We start from the raw sequence: 16,467 nt of genomic DNA on the forward strand, positions 1-16,467 counted from the left end.
AGGCCCATGCGGTTTAGGGTGCGCGACGGCTAAAGCCACGCACGCTGTTAGCCTGACGCGTCTCGCGCGAGAGGTGGAGTCCGCCCGGTGCTCAGGATGGTGCTGCGTAGGTTAATCGCGGTGGCGGCCGTCTGCATGGTGACCGCGTGCGGTTCTTCAACGGCTGATACAGCGGATCGATCAGCGGGCGACACGATTCCCTCCACGGCGCAGGCGACGGGTTCGGCCACAGCCACGAAGCCAGCTTTCCCGGCAGTTCCGGCGACCGGCGGATCCGGCTACTCCGCGACGCTGTCCGCACGCTTGTTGGCCGCGGACTCGGTGCCGCCCGGATTCACTGTGGAGATCGCGACAGTCATGCCGCCGGATGCTGGAGATCAACGCCCAGGCGTCGACGTATCCTGCCCGGACATGATCCCGCTGCTGTCGGCCACGCGGCTAACCGGGACTCCGTCAGCGATGGCCGCAGCCACGCTCACCTATGACGCGGATCCCGATGGCTTCTGGGTGGGAAGCGAAGTCATCAGGACCTATGCAGATGACGGTGCACGACGAGCAACGAGCGACCTGCGAGCCTTCATCGGCCGTTGCCCCACCGTCGCGTCGGCCGGCCTGGGCGGCGGCAGCTACCGCTTCGCAGTGGCACCAGGGCCGCGGCTGGGCGATGACAGTATTCACGTCAGCTGCAGCACGACGTCCGGTTCTGGCACGCTGGAATGGGACACCGTACTCGTCCGGATCGGAACCACTTTGGTGGTCGTTCAGGAGCAGGGCAACCAACCCGGCGGCGACAAATACCTCACCCAGCTCGCCGCAGCTGCGCTCCGCAAATACCAGACGACCGGATCCTGAATGGCCTTACGCGCCCCCGAGGCCAGGGCCGTTCCTTCCCGACCGGCGCCCCCGTGGCGCGGTCTGCTGATCGAGCTACGGCGGCACCCGGACGCTGACGTGCGCGGGGAAGCGTACGCCGCCGACATGAGCTGACGTCAGGCCACGCCACGGCGGCGGGCGGCGGCTTGGCCGGTGCGGCGGACCCGGCGACGGGCGCCGTCGGGTCAGCGGTGCGGAGTCCCGCCCTCGCCATGGTGCTGGCCCTACCTCGGGTCGGCATCGCTCGGCCAGGAGGGCAGCCACGACGGCGCCGGTGTCATCGGCGGCAACGGCCTGGCTGACCTGCGGCCCTGCATGATCACGACGATTGACGGAGCCGTACCGCGACCTTCTCGACAACTGCACCATGACGGCCTGCTCGTGCCGTCTTTAGTGTCATGCCACGTGCGCTCTTCGGCCGCGCGGTGCCCAAGCTGCGCTGAGGGTCGCCAAGGGAGAACTGCCAAAGGGAGAAATGTGGTGAAAACGAAGCCCCTCGTGGCGGGTGCCGTCGCTCTGGCGACGGCTGTGGTAGTGCAGCTGGGTGGAGCTGGCGCGGCATTCGCCGCCGAGCCGCCAGGATCGAGCCCGTCGGACAACTCCGCCCATGGCGGCGCGGTCCTCGACGACATCCACAACGTGCCGACGACCGCCGTCGCGAAGAACGTCACGTTCATCGACAACGTCAGGGGAGTCAGCGGCTATTCGGCGCTGAACTTCATCAAGTACGACAAGTACGGCTACGACTTCATGTTCGCCAACGGCACCGGCGGCCTCGCCGTCTGGTCGCTGGAGGATCCCCAGCACCCGGCCCTGGTCTCGAAGATCACGGCGGCCGAGCTGCGCCTGCCCGGGGACACCCAGGACAGGTTCTGGGAAGGCGAGAACATGACCGTCGACCCGAAGCGCAAGCTGGTCTTCCTCATTCGGGACCCGCGCGGCTTCGGCGGCACCGTCAGGACCGGTCAGTCCGGCGTCTACATCGTCGATGTCAAGAATCCGTGGAAGCCGGAGATCGTCACCTTCCACCCGATTCCGGCCGGGCACACGTCCACCTGCATCAACGACTGCAAGTACCTGTGGTCGGTCGGTCCGGCCAACACGGGGACGCCAGGCCACGACCCCTCCTGGAACGGCGTCCCGGTGCGGGTGACCGACATCCACGACATCAAGCACCCGTACACCTTCGACCGGGCGGTCGATCTCGATCGGCTCGACGGGGTCACCGACTACGTGCACAGTGTTGACGTCGACAAGGACGGCGTCGCCTGGGTCTCCGGTGAGGGTGGCGTACGTGGCTACTGGACCGAGGGCAACCACTACGACCCGGTGCAGAAGCGCAACCGCGTCGCGACGGCGTACGACCCGGTGCCGTACGCGGGCGGGACCGTCACTCCCATCAACCCGGCGGGCACCGCCTTCTACGACTTCTTCGACCACAACGCCTACCACCCCACCGAGAAGGTCGGCTCCTTCGACAAGGGCGAGCTGCTCTACATCACCAACGAGAACGTCACGTCCTGCGCGCGGGCGGGCGAGTTCAAGATCGCCTCGTTGAAGGGCAGCTACGACGGCGAGAGTTGGCGTTCCACGCCGGAGAACCCGTTCCGGCTGGAACTGCTCAGCCACTGGTCGCCGTGGGGCAAGGAAGGTTCGGCCACCACCGGTAGCTGCTCCGCGCACTGGTTCACGGTGAACGGCAACATCGTGGCGCAGGGGTGGTACGGGCAGGGCACCCGCTTCCTCGACGTTTCGGATCCGAGGAACCCGACCCAGGTCGGCTACTTCCGCGTGCCGTCGGGGCAGGGCGTGACCGGCGGTTCGGCGTCGGCCGTCTACTGGCACAACGGGCTGGTCTACGTCGCGGACTACAACCGGGGCGTCGACGTCCTGCGGTTCGACGGCGAGCTGGCCGGCGCGCCGGACGACAAGATCTGTTGGAACTCGTGCGACAAGTAACCGTCTGAGCGAGAGCACCGGCCCGAGCGTGGCGACCCGCTGCGCCCGGGCCGGCTTTCGGTGATGACGGACATGGAGGTAGAACGGTGCGACGCAGAGGTGCCGTGCGCGTGGCCGCGCTGGGCGCGACCGCGCTGGTGGTGAGCGGCCTGCTCGCCGCGTGCTTTGCCTCTGACGAGGGCGGGGGCGCCCCGAGGCTGCGGGGCGAGATCACGTTCGGGGTGCTGGCCCCGCTGTCAGGCGACCTGGCTGAGCGTGGGCAGGACCTCGTCGACGGGGCGCAGCTGGCTGCCGCTGAGCTCAACGACCAGGGCGGGGTGCTGGGGCGGCAGGTGAAGGTGGCCGTCGAGGACGGCGGCTGCGCGCCGGCGACCGGCGAGCAGGGGGCGACGGGGCTGGCCGCCAAAAAGGTCGTGGGGATGGTCGGCGGGCTGTGTGAGGACGCGGCGGTGGCGGCGGCGAACGCCGTGGCCGCGGCTGGCACGCCGTTCCTGGTCTCCTCCGCCCGCGCCGACCGGCTGATCGAGGCCGGGGTGCCGTCGGTGTTCCCGCTGGAGGGGACGGTCTATCAGGAGGCGCTGGCCGCGGTGCACTGGATGGGCTACCGGAGCCCGCAGCGGGTGGCGGTGCTCGATGACGGCTCGCCGGCCGCACAGCGGCTGTCCGGCCTGGTGACCGACCGGGTCAAGGCAGACGGCCTGACGGTGAGCAGGCAGAGCGCCGAAGCGAAGGGTCCTGACCTCGCGAAGCTTGCCAGCACCGTCACCGCTGCCAGGGCGGACTTCGTCTACTGGGCGGGGGCCGCGGAACCAGGTGGACGACTGCTGAGCGCACTACGTCAGGCCGGCTACGCCGGCCATTTCCTGGCCTCCTCCGAGTCGGACAGCCCCGAGTTTCAACAGGCGGCCGGCGCGGCGGCCGATGACGCATACCTCGCCATGGCCGCGAGCCCACGGCTTCTCCCGGCAGCGGCGGACTGGGCTGCCCGCTTCAAGGACCGCTACCGACGGGAGCCGGGCCGCGACGCCATGCAGGCCTACGACGCGCTCCGCGCGTTGGCGCAGGCGGTGCGCCAGGCGGGGGACACGGCACCCGCGAAGGTCGTCGACAACCTCCCGCGGCTCGAAAACTTCACCACCTTCACCGGAACGCTCCGCTTCGCCGCCGATCACTCCCTGACGTACGACAACTTCATCATCGCCCAGGTCAGGGGCGGCAAGCTCATCCTGGCCAGCAAGCTGCGTACGGACTAGGTCGGATGACGCACAGCATGCACCCCGTACGCCATCGCTGGGCCCGGCTGGTCACGCGGCTGGCGGTGGTCGTCCTCCTCGCGACCGGCGGCCTGGTCACGGACCTCGCGTCCACCGCGACCACACATCCGGCGTACGCCCACGCCTACCTGCTGGAAACCTCGCCGGTCGACGGCGAGGTGCTGGCCTCGCCCCCGGCGGAGGTCCAGCTCCGCTTCGACGACGCGGTCAGCTTCAACGACCGGTCGATCCAGCTGCTCGACACGAACGCGAAGAAGCTGGCGATCGGCGCCGCTGGTCACGTGGACGGGAAGGCCAACACGGCCCGGGTCAGCCTGCCCACGGATCTGACCGAGGGAACCTACGTCCTGGCCTGGCGGGTCACCTCTGCGGACTCGCACGTAGTGTCGGGTGCGTTCAGCTTCAGCATCGGCCACCCGAGTGCTACGGCCGCCGCGGTGGAGCAGGACGCCCACCGTGCCGTCCTCGTCGTCGACGCGGTCGGCCGCGCCCTGGCCTTTCTCGGTCTGGCTCTCGCCCTCGGTGGCGCACTGTTCGTGGCCGTGCTCTGGCCCGCCGGCCGTACCGACCGCCGCGGCCGGCGCATCGCGTGGTCAGGATTCGCCGTGCTGACCGCCGGCACCGTGGTGGTCCTGCTCGTACAGGGGCCGTACGCCGCCGGCACGTCGCTGGCCGGAGTGTTCGACCCGGACCTGCTCGGCGCCGCCCTGTCCACCCGGTTGGGCCACGCGCTGCTGGCGCGGCTGGTGATCGTGCTCGCCCTCGGCGTGACCTTCGGGATCGCCGTACGCCCCGGCTCTCCCGCTGCCACGACCGGGACGGCCGGCGCCGGCGCCACCCGCCGGATCGTCCTGCCCGCGGTCGCCGCGGTCGGCGCCGTCGCCCTGACGCTGACCTGGGCGCTGGCGGATCACGCGCAGACCGGCGTGCAGACCTGGCTGGCCGTGCCGGCGACCAGCCTGCACCTCCTCGCCATGGCCCTGTGGCTGGGCGGCCTGATCACGCTCGCGGCCTGCGTACTCGTCCCGGCCGGGAGGCGGGAGACCAGCCAGGTCATCACCCTGGAGCCCGCGCTGCCCAGGTTCTCCCGGCTCGCGCAGATCTGCTTCGCGGTGATCGCGGTGACCGGCGTCTATCTGTCCTGGCGGCAGGTGGGTACGTGGGCCGCGCTCGGCGCGACCGACTTCGGTCGGCTGCTTCTCGGCAAGCTCGCCGCCGTCCTCGCCGTGGTGGGCCTCGCCGCCGGAGCGCGGCGGTTCGTGCGGCGGCGCGGCCGCGAACCCCTCGGCCTCGACGCCGCCCCCTCCGCCGCGGTGCGCCGGCTGCGCCGCTCGGTCGTGGGCGAGATCCTGCTCGGGGTCGCGGTCGTGTCGATCACGGCCGTCCTCGTCAACACCGCCCCGGCCCGCACCAGCTACGCGCCGCCGGTGCACACCACCGTCCCCATTCCCGCCACCGCCGCGGACCGGGCCGGCCCGGCCGCCGGGCTGCGGGACGCCTCGGTCGAGGTGAAGATCGAACCGGCGAGGTCGGGCAGCAACGTGGCCGACATCTACCTCAGCGGCCCGGATGGCTCGCTGGTCGCGGTACCCGAGATCTCCGGTCAGCTCGAATCACCCGACCGCGACGTCCCGGCACTGCCCGTCACCGTCACCGCGGCCGAACCCGGCCACTACGTGGCGAACTCGATGTCCATCCCCTTCCCCGGGGTGTGGGTGCTGCGGCTGGACATCCGAGTCTCCGACTTCGACGAGACACCCGTGCGCGTCCAGTTCACGGCACGCTGAAAGGTTGGTGACACACATGCGAGGCGCTGACCGGAAGGCGTCCCGGAGCCGATCGACCGCGATCGCCGCCGGCTTGCTCGCCCTCGGCGTCCTGGCCGGCTGCTCCAGCGGGAGTCCGGAACCCTTGACCAAGCCGCCCTACACCGTGGACTCCATCCGCTTCGGCCTCGTCAGCCCTAGCGACCTGGGCGACGGCGCGACCGAGATCAAGGACAACGGCCACTCCTCGCACGTCGTCTACACGCCCCCGAACAGCATCCCGACCTGTCCGTACGTGCAACGGTCGGAGGACGTCGAGGTCAACGTGGAGCCAGCGATCGAGCCGGTGGGCGGGAATCCGACCGGACGGATCATCGTCGCACCACAGCTCGCGGGGCCGTCGTCCCTTCCGGTGGTCACCCAGGGCGCGGTGGTCTTCGAAAGCCCCTCACTCGCCGACAGCACGATGAAAACCGTCGTGGCCGAGGCCACCAAGTGCCCGGCGACGTTCAGCGTGCTCGGCGGACCGCCGTCCGTGGTGGGCGAGTACAAGGTCGGCAGCCGGTCGATCGACATCAATGGGTGGAAAGGGTACGCCCAGCATCTTGTACACACCTCGCCGCCCGATGTGAACCCGGACACCTACGACGACCTGATCACCGTTGTGGTGCACAAGGAGAACGCCATCGTCTACGTCGGCTACGCCCAGATCAAGGCCGTGGGCAAGCGCGCCGACTCCGACGAGAAGGTCAAGGCGTTGATGAAGACCACGCTGGGCCGTCTCGGCTAGTGCGAATATCACCACCTATAGAAAGTGGAGGAAGGGTGAGAGTCATACCCGTTGGAAGAGCCAGGAGGGGCAAAGCCCTCCTGAGGGGCGCGACCGTGCTAGCGATGGCGGCCGCGCTGCAGATGTCGAGCGTCGGCGCGGCCCACGCGGACCCGTCCGGTCCGGTCCGCCCCGGCACGGTCGGGTCGGCCGAGGCCGAGGCGACCAGCCTGCAGAACCAGGCGGACGCGGCCGCGAAGGACGCCGCCAGGGCAGCCGCCCGCTTGGACGAGGCCAAGGCCAGGGCGGAGGAGGAGGCGCAGAAGGCCGCTGACGCCGCCGCCACGGCCGAGCAGTCGGGCAAGATCTCCGACAAGAACAGGGCGGATGCCGCCGCCGCCCAGGCCGCGCAGGCATCCGCGCAGGCCGCGCAGGCGCAGCTGGCGTACAACGACAAGGCGGCCGCGGCGGCGCAGGCCGCTGCGGCCGCGGCGGAGGCGGCGACCAACGCCGAGCGTGAGGCCGCGTCGCTCGCCGGCATCACGGACGGCACCGCCACCGAGGGGACGCAGACCCTGCCGGACACCGGGGTGTTCCCGGACAACGCGACGCACAGCGACAACGTCGAGGTCGTCGGTCACGTGCGCGGCCTGCTGTCGAACAATGGGAGCTGTCCCGCGTTCAAGGCGACGAAGTGCCCGGCGTTCTCGTCGCTGAACTTCGTGCACTACGAGAAGCTCGGCTACGACGTCATGGTCGCCAACGGCACCGGCGGCCTGGCTGTCTGGTCGCTGAAGGACCCCGAGCACCCGGAGTACATCGCCGCCGTCACCGTCGACCAGCTCAAGCAGCCGGGCGAGACCATGACCCAGTTCTGGGAGGGCGAGAACCTCACGGTCGACAGCCGGCGCAAGCTCGTCTTCCTGACCCGCGACTCGGGCACCAAGGGCCTGTTCATCATCGACATCAAGGACCCGTGGCACCCGAAGCTGCTGGGCTTTCACCGGGTCCCGCTCGGCCACACCGCGACGTGCATCAACGACTGCCGGTTCATCTGGTCGGTGGGGTCGGGTGTGCGCGGGGTGAGCTCTCCCGTCTACGTGACCGACGTACGTGACGTCAACCACCCGTTCACCTACAGCCAGGCCGTCGTCTCCGACGTCCGGCGCACCGGTGTGACGAGCGGCTCCACGCACAGCGTCGACGTCGACTTCGACGGCGTCGTCTGGGTCTCGGGCAGCGGCGGCGTCCGCGGCTACTGGACCGACGGCAAGCACTTCGACCCGGCGACGCAGACCAAGCGCTACGCGACGGCCTACGACCCGATCCCGTACGCGGGTGGGAGCGTCAGCGGCTCGGAGAGTGCCTTCCTGCACAACGCCTACCGCTTCCCGAACGCCCTGGGCGACCGCCCGAAGGGCGACGTGGTGCTCATCACCAACGAGAACAACAACCAGAACTGCGCGAAGGCCGGCGTGTTCATCCTGGCGTCGCTGGAGGGGACGCACGACGCCGAGGGGATCACCTCCACGCCGGAGAACCCGGTCAAGATGACGCGGCTCGCCACCTACAGCCCCGGCGGCAAGCCCGGCCACTACGTCGACCCGACGGGCAAGGCGGGCGACTGCTCCGCGCACTGGTTCACGGTGAACGGCAACATCGTCGCCGCCGGCTTCTACGAGCAGGGCGTCCGGTTCCTGGACATCTCCGACCCGAGCAACCCGCAGCAGGTCGGCTGGTTCCGGGTGCCCGACCGCGCCGCCGGCCCCGACGGCCCGGCGATCATCGGGAGCAACGCCTCCTCGGCGTACTGGCACAACGGGTACGTCTACGTCCCCGACTACGGTCGAGGCGTCGACATCCTGAAGTTCACCGGCGACATCCCCGGTAAGCACGAGAAGAAGGTCTGCTGGAACTCCTGCGAGAAGTAGTCTTCCGCGGACCTTTCGTACGTGGAGGGGTCCCCGCGCCGCTACCGGCTGCGGGGGTCCCTCCCCGTCACCCGCCGCCCCCGGGCGGACCTGCCTGGACCACCCCATTCACCACCACCGGAGCCGAGAGAGAAGCACCGAATGCAGCTCCTGACCACCCTCGACGGCCGCGGCCGGACCCGCCGCAACCGCTGGCTCGCGCCGTTGGCCCTCACCGTCCTCACGCTCCCGGCCGTAGCCGCGTGCACCTCGACCGACGACGCGCCGGCCGCACCCCGGGGGGAGATCGCCTTCGGTGTGATCGCCCCGCTGTCCGGGCCGGACAAGGCGCGCGGGCAGGATCTGGTCGACGGGGCGCGGATGGCGGTGGACGACCTCAACGTCCGTGGCGGGATCATCGGGCAGCACGTCTCCCTCGTAACCGTCGACGACGAGTGCCTCGACGACGGTGGCAAGGAGGCGGCGAAGCAGCTCCACCTCACCGAAAAGGTCGCCGGCGCCCTCGGGGGCGTCTGTGACGGCGCGGCCGAGGCCGCCGCGCGGGTCCTCGGCGGTAACGGGCTGCCGTTTCTCATCACCTCCGCCAACTCGCCCACGCTGGTCAGCGCGGAGGACACTCCCACGGCCTATCTCACCAACGGCACGCCCCATCAGGAAGCGCTCGCGGCGGTGCACTGGATGGCTTACCAGGCGGCCCAGCGGCTCGCGGTGATCGCTGACGACAACCCGCAGTCGGCATACCTGGTCAACCAGGTGATCTCAGTGGCCTCGCCCGTCCCCAAGGTGGTCAGCAAGCAGACCCTGCCCGCCGGGCAGCGGGACATGGCCGCGGCCGCTGCCACCGCGCTGGCCGCCGACCCCGACGTCGTGTACTGGGCCGGCCCGGCCCAGGAATCCGGCCAGCTGGCCGCAGCGCTCCGCAAAGCCGGGTACAAAGGCAAATACATCGCCTCCGCAGCATCGGAAAGCCCCGATTTCCTTTCCGCCGCCGGCAGAGACGGCGCCGAGGGCGCATTCGTGATCACAACGGCGAGCCCGCAGAACCTCCCGGCCGCCGCGGCATGGACCACGCGGTTCACCAAGACCTTCGGCCACCCGCCGGGCCGGGACGCCCTGCAGGCGTACGACGGGCTGCGCGCCCTCGGCCAGGCCGTGACGCAGACGGGAAAGGTGGACCCCGCGTTGAACAGCGCACAGCTGGCCCAGCTGGAGGACGGCTTCACCACGTTCCTGGGTGAGCTCCGGTTCGCCCCCGATCACACGGTCAAGTACGACAACCATGTCGTGCTCACCGTCAAGGGCGGTGCCTTCACCCTCGCCAACACCCTGCGTTCGGACGACGGCTCCTGACGGCCCGTGGTCTCGTGCCGCCTCTCCGCCCCCGATGAAGTGAGCCATCCATGATCTTGAGCTCCCGTGCCGTGGCGGCCCTCGCGCTGGCCGCCGTCTGCGTCGGCGTCACCGGCTGCTCCAGCGCCGCGGGCGCCACGGCGAGCAAGCCGTCCTACACAGCCGACGACGTCAAGGCCGCGTTCTACAACGCAAAGGACGCCGGCGAAGGCGCGCGCGACTACTGGTACGACCGGGACTTCCACTCGCACAACAACTACGTGCCGCCGAGCGCCATCCAGACCTGCCCGTACGTGCAGCGCTCCGACACACCCAACGCACCATCCAACGTGGTTCAGCCCGTCGGTGGCCAGCCCGTGGGCCAGTTCGCCGTGGAACCCACCCGGGCGACCGACTCCCGCGTCCCGTACGTGACCCAGAACGCCCTCGTCTTCGCCTCGACCGCCATCGCCGACAACGCGATGAACGAGGTCGGTTCCGGGCTGGCCGTATGCCCCGGATCGTATGAGGTCGACGGGGGACCGCCGGTCATCCTCGGCGCCTATCGCGCCACCAGCCGTCCGCTTGAGGTGTTCGGGTGGAAGGGGTACGTGCAGCAGCTCGCCCACACGTACCCGCCAGGGCAGGACGACGTCTATTTCGAGGACATCGCCATCGTGGTGCTCCATCGGGCGAACCTCATCCTCTACCTCGACCTCACCCAGAAGAAGATCGTCGGAGACCGCGCCGACTCGGCCGACAAGGCCAAGGGGGCCATGGAGAAAGTGCTGCAGCGGCTGGGCTGATCGAGACCTGCGCCGAGCACCGTGGCCCGCGTATTCAACATCATGATTATCGATCAATGGAAAGCTGGAGAATGCACATGCTTCGTCGAGCCGTACGTGGCCTCGTAACCGTAGGCGTGGCGGCCTGCCTGGTCGGCGTCCTACCGACGGCGGCGTTCGCGCACGTGACGGTGAACCCGGGCACGGCCACCCAGGGCGGCTACGCCGCCCTGACGTTCCGCGTTCCGACCGAGAGCGACGACGCGAGCACCACCAAGATCGAGGTGCAGTTCCCGACCGACTCCCCGCTGGCCTCGCTCTCGGTGAAGCCGCACCCCGGCTGGTCGTACGAGATCACGAAGAAGAAGCTGGCCACACCGATCGAGGCGCACGGCGCGCAGATCAGTGAGGTCATCGACAAGATCACCTGGACTGTGGCGGACCCGCAGTCGGCGATCAAACCGGGTGAGTACGACGAGTTCTCGGTGAGCGCCGGACCGCTGCCCGCGGCCGACCAACTGGTGTTCAAGACGCTCCAGCACTACAGCGACGGCGAAGTCGTGCGCTGGATCCAGGAGCCAGCCCCCGGCGCCGACGAGCCGGAGCGGCCCGCGCCGGTGCTCCGGCTCGTGCCCGAGGCGAACCCGGCATCCTCTCCGGCGGCCGGCACCGAGCAGGCGGCGCTGGCCGTGGACAACGCGCCTACGACCCGGTCGGATGCGGGGGTCTGGTGGGCGGTCGGACTGTCCGTGGCCTCGCTGGTGATCGGCCTCGTGTGCGCGGCGATCGTCGTGCGGTCGCGCCGGACGCGATAGGCCGCCTCGCATTGGGGACTGCCAATCCCCTCGAATCCCGGAGGACTGGGGCGGGCCTGGGCCGCCAGGGCACCGGCCGTCAATCGTTCTTAGTCGACCGGTGGGCGCCAGTCGCAGACGGAGTGCCGGCGGCGCCGGTCGTGGAGACCGGTGCTCCAGGTGGCGATCTTCAAGCGTGCCTCGGTCGGGCGTAGCCCGGGCGAAGGCGATCGCCGGGTCAGCGGATTGTGGCGATGAGGCGTTGCAGGGCGGCGTGGGCGGGTGGGCCCCAGGTGGGCTTGCCGCCGGGGCGGCTGTGGACGCCGTCGTCGCCGATGAGGATGCCGCCGAGGGCGCGTGCCATCGCCCAGCCGCGGGCGCGGCGCATGGTGGCAGTGTCCGGGGTCGGCTGGTAGGCCGCGTGGAACTGGTCGGTGGTGTCGTCCGGTAGCAGGAGCCACACGGCGGCGAGGTCATACGCCGGGTCGCCCGCGCAGAGGTCGCCGAAGTCGATCACGCCGCAGACGGTGCCGTCGGCGGTGAGGACGTTGGCCGGGTGCAGGTCGGCGTGGAGCCACAGCGCCCGGCCCGTCCAGTGAGGCGCGGTGACCGCGTCGTGCCAGACGGCCCGGACGGCGTCCGGATCGTTGATCAGCCCCCGCTCGGTGGCGGAGGTGAGCGCCTTGGCGAATCCCTCGGCGTGGTCGGGTAGTGGCCCGCCGCGGCCCCGGCCGGCGGGCGCGCTGCTGGGGGCGGGTTGGTGAAGAGCCGTCAGGAAAGTGGCCAAGGATGTGGCCGCGTCGGAGGCTCGCGTGACGGGGGCCAGGTCGGCGGGTGTGCCCGGAACCCAGGTGGTGATGAGCCAGGGCCGAGGGAACCGTTCGGAGGGCTCGCCGAGTCGCTGCGGGACGGGGATCGGCAGCGGAAGGCGCGGGGCGAGCGTGGGCAGCCAGGAGTGCTCCTTGCGCAGCAGCGCGTCCGCGGACCCGGTCGCCCAGGGGAGCCGGACGGCCAGGTCGTCGCCGAGCCGCCACAGTTGGTTGTCCCATCCCCGCGCGCCCAGCCGAACCGGGCGATCGGCGAGGTCGGGGTGCTGGTCGCGGACCAGATCCCGGACCAACTCCGCGGTGATCTCGATCTCGGCGTCGGTCATGCAGAGCAACAGTAGCCTCTCGCTCATCCTCAAGAGTCGGCCGTGTGCGCCACAACCTGGCCAGGGGCGGACCCGTGGAGCCGACGGAAGACCCCGCCTTTGTGGTGGGCCGATGGCGTCGGTCAAGCAGATCCAAGTCACCTTCGACTGCGCAGAACCTGAGCGTGTCGCTCGTTTCTGGTGCGAGGTGTTGGGGTACGTCGTACCGCCGCCACCGGAGGGGTTTGCTAGTTGGGACGATTTCGATCGTTCGCAGCCGCCTGAGGATCAGGGTTCATGGTTCGCATGCAGTGATCCCTCAGGTGTGGGCCCGCGACTGTTCTTCCAGCGCGTTCCCGAAGGCAAGGTCGTCAAGAATCGGCTGCATCTTGACGTGCGGGTCGGCACCGGGCTCGTGGGTGAAGAACGGCTGGCCGCACTTGAGGCCGAATGCGCACGGCTGGTCGCGCTCGGCGCGGTACGCGTGCGACTACTGCCTGCCGATGACGACAACGAGTCGTGCCTCGTGATGCAGGACATCGAGGGCAACGAGCTCTGTCGCGACTGACTGGCCGCGAACGTGAGCGGCAGGAACCGGGACGGCCGGGCCCAGTCTCCCGCGCGGATGATGACCACGCCGGCGGTGACCAGGCCGGCCCCGGTCAGGATCGGGGAGGCTGAACAGCACGTCGCCGAGGTCCCGGTTGCTCGGCCGGATCACCTCGGCTGCGGCGATGATGAGCTGACCGACGATAGCGCTGGCCAGGCCCACCCGGGCGACGCGGCCGTGGCCACCGGCGTCTGAGAGTGCCAGGGCGCTGCGGCGGTCGTGGGGGTCCGGCACCCGCCGGAGGTACCCGACTCGCTCCAGGCGGTCGAAGGAACTCAGCCCGCGGCGGGCGAAAAAGCAAAGGCAAGGAGATGTCACTCCCTGCCACTTCTAACGTATACCGCACCGGGGGGCTTGCGGCAAGACCCGGGTCTTGCCGCAGAATCGGCGGCCGGACACAGCACCGACGAGGAATTGGGGGGCCACGACATGGGTGTGCTGTCGATGTACGGGGGACGCGGCGACCGCGAACCAACGATGTTCGAGGCGCCGGTGATTCGATCGGCCGGTGCAGTGCAGCGGAGCACGGCAGCCTCGGAGGTGTCGCAGTGATCGAGCAGTACGTGTTGGATCTTCAAGAGGTTGACGAGACGCAGGTCGCGGTCGTTGGTGGCAAGGGCGCGCACCTGGGCGGGCTGTCGCGGATCGAAGGCGTACGCGTGCCGGCTGGCTTTTGCGTGACGACGGACGCGTTCCGGCGGATCATGGCGGAAGCACCGTCGATCGGCGATCGGCTCGATCAGCTGTCGCGCCTGAACCCGGATGACCGGGAGGCGACCCGCACGCTCAGCGCGGAGATCCGCCGGACCATCGAAGGGATTGCCATCCTGGGCGATCTGGCGGCGGCGATAACCCACGCGCTCGCCCGGCTCGGCGAGCAACCTGCCTGCGCCGTCCGATCGAGCGCGACGGCAGAGGACCTGCCGACGGCCTCTTTCGCGGGCCAGCAGGACACGTACCTGAACGTCGTGGGGCCGGCCGCGGTTCTCCAGCACGTCAGCCGGTGCTGGGCGTCGCTGTTCACCGAGCGGGCCGTGACCTACCGCCAGCGCAACGGCATCGACCACCGTACGGTCCACATGGCCGTGGTCGTGCAGCGGATGGTCTTCCCGGATGCGGCCGGCATCCTGTTCACGGCCGACCCCGTCACGTCCAACCGGAAGGTCGCCACCGTGGACGCCAGCTTCGGCCTCGGCGAGGCCCTGGTTTCCGGCCTGGTGAACCCGGACGTCTTCAAGGTGCGCGACGGCGAGGTCGTCGTCAAGGCGGTCGCCGCGAAGCAGCGTGCCATTCACGCCCTGCCGGCCGGCGGTACGCAGGAAGTGGCGATCGACCCGCAGCGGCAGGAGCAGCCGGCGCTGACGGATGCGCAGGTCGTGCGGCTGGTGCAGCTCGGCCGGCGGATCGAAGCGCATTTCGGCCGCCCGCAGGACATCGAATGGTGCCTGGTCGACGACGACTTCCAGATCGTGCAGAGCCGGCCGATCACCACGCTGTTCCCCATCCCCGCGGCCCCCGACCGGGAGAACCACATCTATCTCTCCGTTGGTCATCAGCAGATGATGACCGACCCCATGAAGCCCCTGGGGGTCTCCTTCTGGCAGTTGACGGCCATGGCGCCGATGCACGAGGCGGGCGGCAGGCTGTTCGTCGACGTCACCCAGCGCCTGGCCTCGCCCGCGAGCCGCGCCGCCTTCCTGGAGATGGCGGGGAGATCCGATCCGCTGACCAGGGACGCGCTGGAGAGCGTCCTCGACCGCCACGACTTCGTCCCGGCGCTCCCGGACGGCGGTCCCGGCGGGCCGCCGGTCGGCGGCGCGTCCGCCCCGATCGAGACCGATCCGGCCATCGTCACCGAGCTGATCGAGCGCAGCCAGGCGTCCATCGCCGCACTGCGGCACGACATCCGGACGAAATCCGGACCGGCGCTGTTCGACTTCCTGCTGGAGGCCTTTCAGGAGCACAAGCGGGTCCTCAGTGATCCATTGAGCATGCAGGCGATCATGGCGGGGATGGAGGCCACCTGGTGGCTCAACGACCGGCTGCGGGAATGGCTGGGCGAGAAGAACGCGGCCGACACCCTCACGCTGTCCGCCCCCGGTAACGTCACGTCGGAGATGGGCCTGGCGCTGCTCGACGTCGCGGACGTGATCCGCTCGCATCCGGAGGTAGTGGCGTTCCTGCAGGGCGTCGAGGACGACGGCTTCCTGGACGAGCTGCCGAAGTTCGCGGGCGGGACCGAAGCGCGCGACGCCATCGAGGCCTACCTCGACCGGTACGGCATGCGTTGCGTCGGCGAGATCGACATCACGCGGCCGCGCTGGAGCGAACGCCCCACCACGCTCGTGCCCGTGATCCTCGACAACGTCAGGAACTTCGAGCCGGGCGCCGCCAAGCGGCGCTTCGAGCACGGTCGCCAGGAGGCGCAGAAGAAGGCGCAGGAGGTGCTCGAACGCCTGCGGGCACTGCCGGACGGGGAGCAGAAGGCCGACGAGACCAAGCGGATGATCGACCGGGTCCGGACCTTCATCGGCTACCGGGAATACCCGAAGTATGGCATCGTCAGCCGCTACTTCGTCTACAAGCAGGCCTTGCTCGAAGAGGCCGAGTGCCTCGTGCAGGCCAACGTGCTCGCCGAGAAGGAGGACATCTTCTACCTCACGTTCCAGGAGCTCCACGACGTCGTGCGCTCGAACCAGGTGGACGACAAGCTGATCCAGCAGCGTAAGGACGAATTCCGGTCGTACCACGCGCTCACGTCACCTCGGGTGCTGACATCGGATGGCGAGGTCATCGCCGGGGCGTACCGACGCGACGACGTGCCGACCGGCGCCCTGATCGGCCTACCGGTCTCCGCCGGGACCATCGAAGGCCGCGCCCGCGTCATCCTGGACATGGCCCAGGCTGATCTCGAACCGGGTGACATCCTCGTCACAGCCCACACGGACCCGAGCTGGACGCCCCTCTTCGTCGCCATCACAGGCCTGGTGACGGAGGTCGGAGGATTGATGACACACGGCGCAGTGATCGCCCGGGAGTATGGCCTGCCGGCTGTCGTCAGCGTGGTAGATGCCACTCGGCTGATTCCCGATGGGCAGCGGATCCGCGTGCACGGAAGCGATGGGTACGTCGAGATTCTGCCTTGACTGACCACTGACCGAGAAGGCCCTTCTGCCTTGCCGAGCACCTATTTCCAAGCGGCACTCCGCAAGCACTAGCCTCGGTCTTTCATTTGGGCGGCGGTT

12 protein-coding genes are annotated in these 16,467 nt (G+C 69.6%); 11 read left to right on the forward strand and 1 reads right to left on the reverse strand.

Annotated features, from left to right (window positions below):
* Window positions 1-87 precede the first annotated feature (87 nt).
* The 9 genes from A6A27_RS43700 (at window position 88) to A6A27_RS33720 (ending at window position 11,501) form a co-directional block, all read left to right on the forward strand.
* The gene (locus A6A27_RS43700) at window positions 88-852 is read left to right on the forward strand and encodes a hypothetical protein (protein ID WP_143194303.1); all 765 of its coding nucleotides are present in this window, start codon (window positions 88-90) and stop codon (window positions 850-852) included.
* A 501-nt stretch (window positions 853-1,353) separates the two neighbouring features.
* Window positions 1,354-2,832, forward strand: coding sequence for an LVIVD repeat-containing protein (locus tag A6A27_RS33685; protein ID WP_143194304.1), 1,479 nt, complete (start codon window positions 1,354-1,356; stop codon window positions 2,830-2,832).
* Between the two features lie 86 nt (window positions 2,833-2,918).
* Window positions 2,919-4,085 (forward strand): branched-chain amino acid ABC transporter substrate-binding protein, encoded by a 1,167-nt coding sequence (locus tag A6A27_RS33690; RefSeq protein ID WP_083673090.1) that lies wholly within the window; start codon window positions 2,919-2,921, stop codon window positions 4,083-4,085.
* A 5-nt stretch (window positions 4,086-4,090) separates the two neighbouring features.
* A complete protein-coding gene (locus A6A27_RS33695) occupies window positions 4,091-5,893 on the forward strand; it encodes a copper resistance CopC/CopD family protein (protein WP_073838701.1) in 1,803 nt (600 codons plus the stop codon).
* Window positions 5,894-5,909: 16 nt separating this feature from the next.
* Entirely contained in the window at window positions 5,910-6,662 is a 753-nt protein-coding gene (locus tag A6A27_RS33700; protein WP_073838702.1) for a hypothetical protein, read from the forward strand.
* 104 nt (window positions 6,663-6,766) lie between these two features.
* Window positions 6,767-8,572, forward strand: a complete 1,806-nt coding sequence (locus tag A6A27_RS33705; RefSeq protein ID WP_073838703.1) for an LVIVD repeat-containing protein — start codon at window positions 6,767-6,769, stop codon at window positions 8,570-8,572.
* 141 nt (window positions 8,573-8,713) lie between these two features.
* Window positions 8,714-9,922: a branched-chain amino acid ABC transporter substrate-binding protein gene (locus A6A27_RS33710; protein WP_073838704.1), complete on the forward strand. Its 1,209-nt coding sequence runs from the start codon at window positions 8,714-8,716 to the stop codon at window positions 9,920-9,922.
* A 50-nt stretch (window positions 9,923-9,972) separates the two neighbouring features.
* Window positions 9,973-10,707 (forward strand): hypothetical protein, encoded by a 735-nt coding sequence (locus tag A6A27_RS33715; RefSeq protein ID WP_073838705.1) that lies wholly within the window; start codon window positions 9,973-9,975, stop codon window positions 10,705-10,707.
* Window positions 10,708-10,784: 77 nt separating this feature from the next.
* Window positions 10,785-11,501, forward strand: coding sequence for a YcnI family copper-binding membrane protein (locus tag A6A27_RS33720; protein WP_143194305.1), 717 nt, complete (start codon window positions 10,785-10,787; stop codon window positions 11,499-11,501).
* Window positions 11,502-11,718: 217 nt separating this feature from the next.
* On the opposite strand, the gene A6A27_RS33725 is transcribed toward A6A27_RS33720, so the two are convergent.
* A complete protein-coding gene (locus tag A6A27_RS33725; RefSeq protein WP_073838707.1) occupies window positions 11,719-12,633 on the reverse strand; it encodes an aminoglycoside phosphotransferase family protein in 915 nt (304 codons plus the stop codon).
* A 112-nt stretch (window positions 12,634-12,745) separates the two neighbouring features.
* Here A6A27_RS33725 and A6A27_RS33730 point away from each other — a divergent pair, with 112 nt between their 5' ends.
* Both A6A27_RS33730 and rph read left to right on the forward strand, forming a co-directional pair.
* Complete coding sequence (locus A6A27_RS33730) at window positions 12,746-13,180, forward strand: VOC family protein (RefSeq protein WP_073838708.1); 435 nt, start codon at window positions 12,746-12,748, stop codon at window positions 13,178-13,180.
* A gap of 590 nt (window positions 13,181-13,770) precedes the next feature.
* Complete coding sequence (gene rph / locus A6A27_RS33740; protein ID WP_073838710.1) at window positions 13,771-16,368, forward strand: rifamycin-inactivating phosphotransferase; 2,598 nt, start codon at window positions 13,771-13,773, stop codon at window positions 16,366-16,368.
* The last annotated feature ends 99 nt before the right edge of the window (window positions 16,369-16,467 follow it).

The sequence above is a fragment of the Micromonospora sp. CB01531 genome (genome assembly GCF_001905095.1).
In the GTDB taxonomy this organism is placed as follows: domain Bacteria; phylum Actinomycetota; class Actinomycetes; order Mycobacteriales; family Micromonosporaceae; genus Micromonospora.

Excerpts from the sequence above, each read along its gene's own strand:
- A6A27_RS33695 (WP_073838701.1), top strand. The coding sequence starts at position 4,091 with ATGACGCACAGCATGCACCCCGTACGCCATCGCTGGGCCCGGCTGGTC.
- A6A27_RS33700 (WP_073838702.1), top strand. The coding sequence starts at position 5,910 with ATGCGAGGCGCTGACCGGAAGGCGTCCCGGAGCCGATCGACCGCGATC.
- A6A27_RS33705 (WP_073838703.1), top strand. The coding sequence starts at position 6,767 with ATGGCGGCCGCGCTGCAGATGTCGAGCGTCGGCGCGGCCCACGCGGAC.
- A6A27_RS33710 (WP_073838704.1), top strand. The coding sequence starts at position 8,714 with ATGCAGCTCCTGACCACCCTCGACGGCCGCGGCCGGACCCGCCGCAAC.
- A6A27_RS33715 (WP_073838705.1), top strand. The coding sequence starts at position 9,973 with ATGATCTTGAGCTCCCGTGCCGTGGCGGCCCTCGCGCTGGCCGCCGTC.
- A6A27_RS33720 (WP_143194305.1), top strand. The coding sequence starts at position 10,785 with ATGCTTCGTCGAGCCGTACGTGGCCTCGTAACCGTAGGCGTGGCGGCC.
- A6A27_RS33725 (WP_073838707.1), bottom strand. The coding sequence starts at position 12,633 with ATGACCGACGCCGAGATCGAGATCACCGCGGAGTTGGTCCGGGATCTG.
- A6A27_RS33730 (WP_073838708.1), top strand. The coding sequence starts at position 12,746 with ATGGCGTCGGTCAAGCAGATCCAAGTCACCTTCGACTGCGCAGAACCT.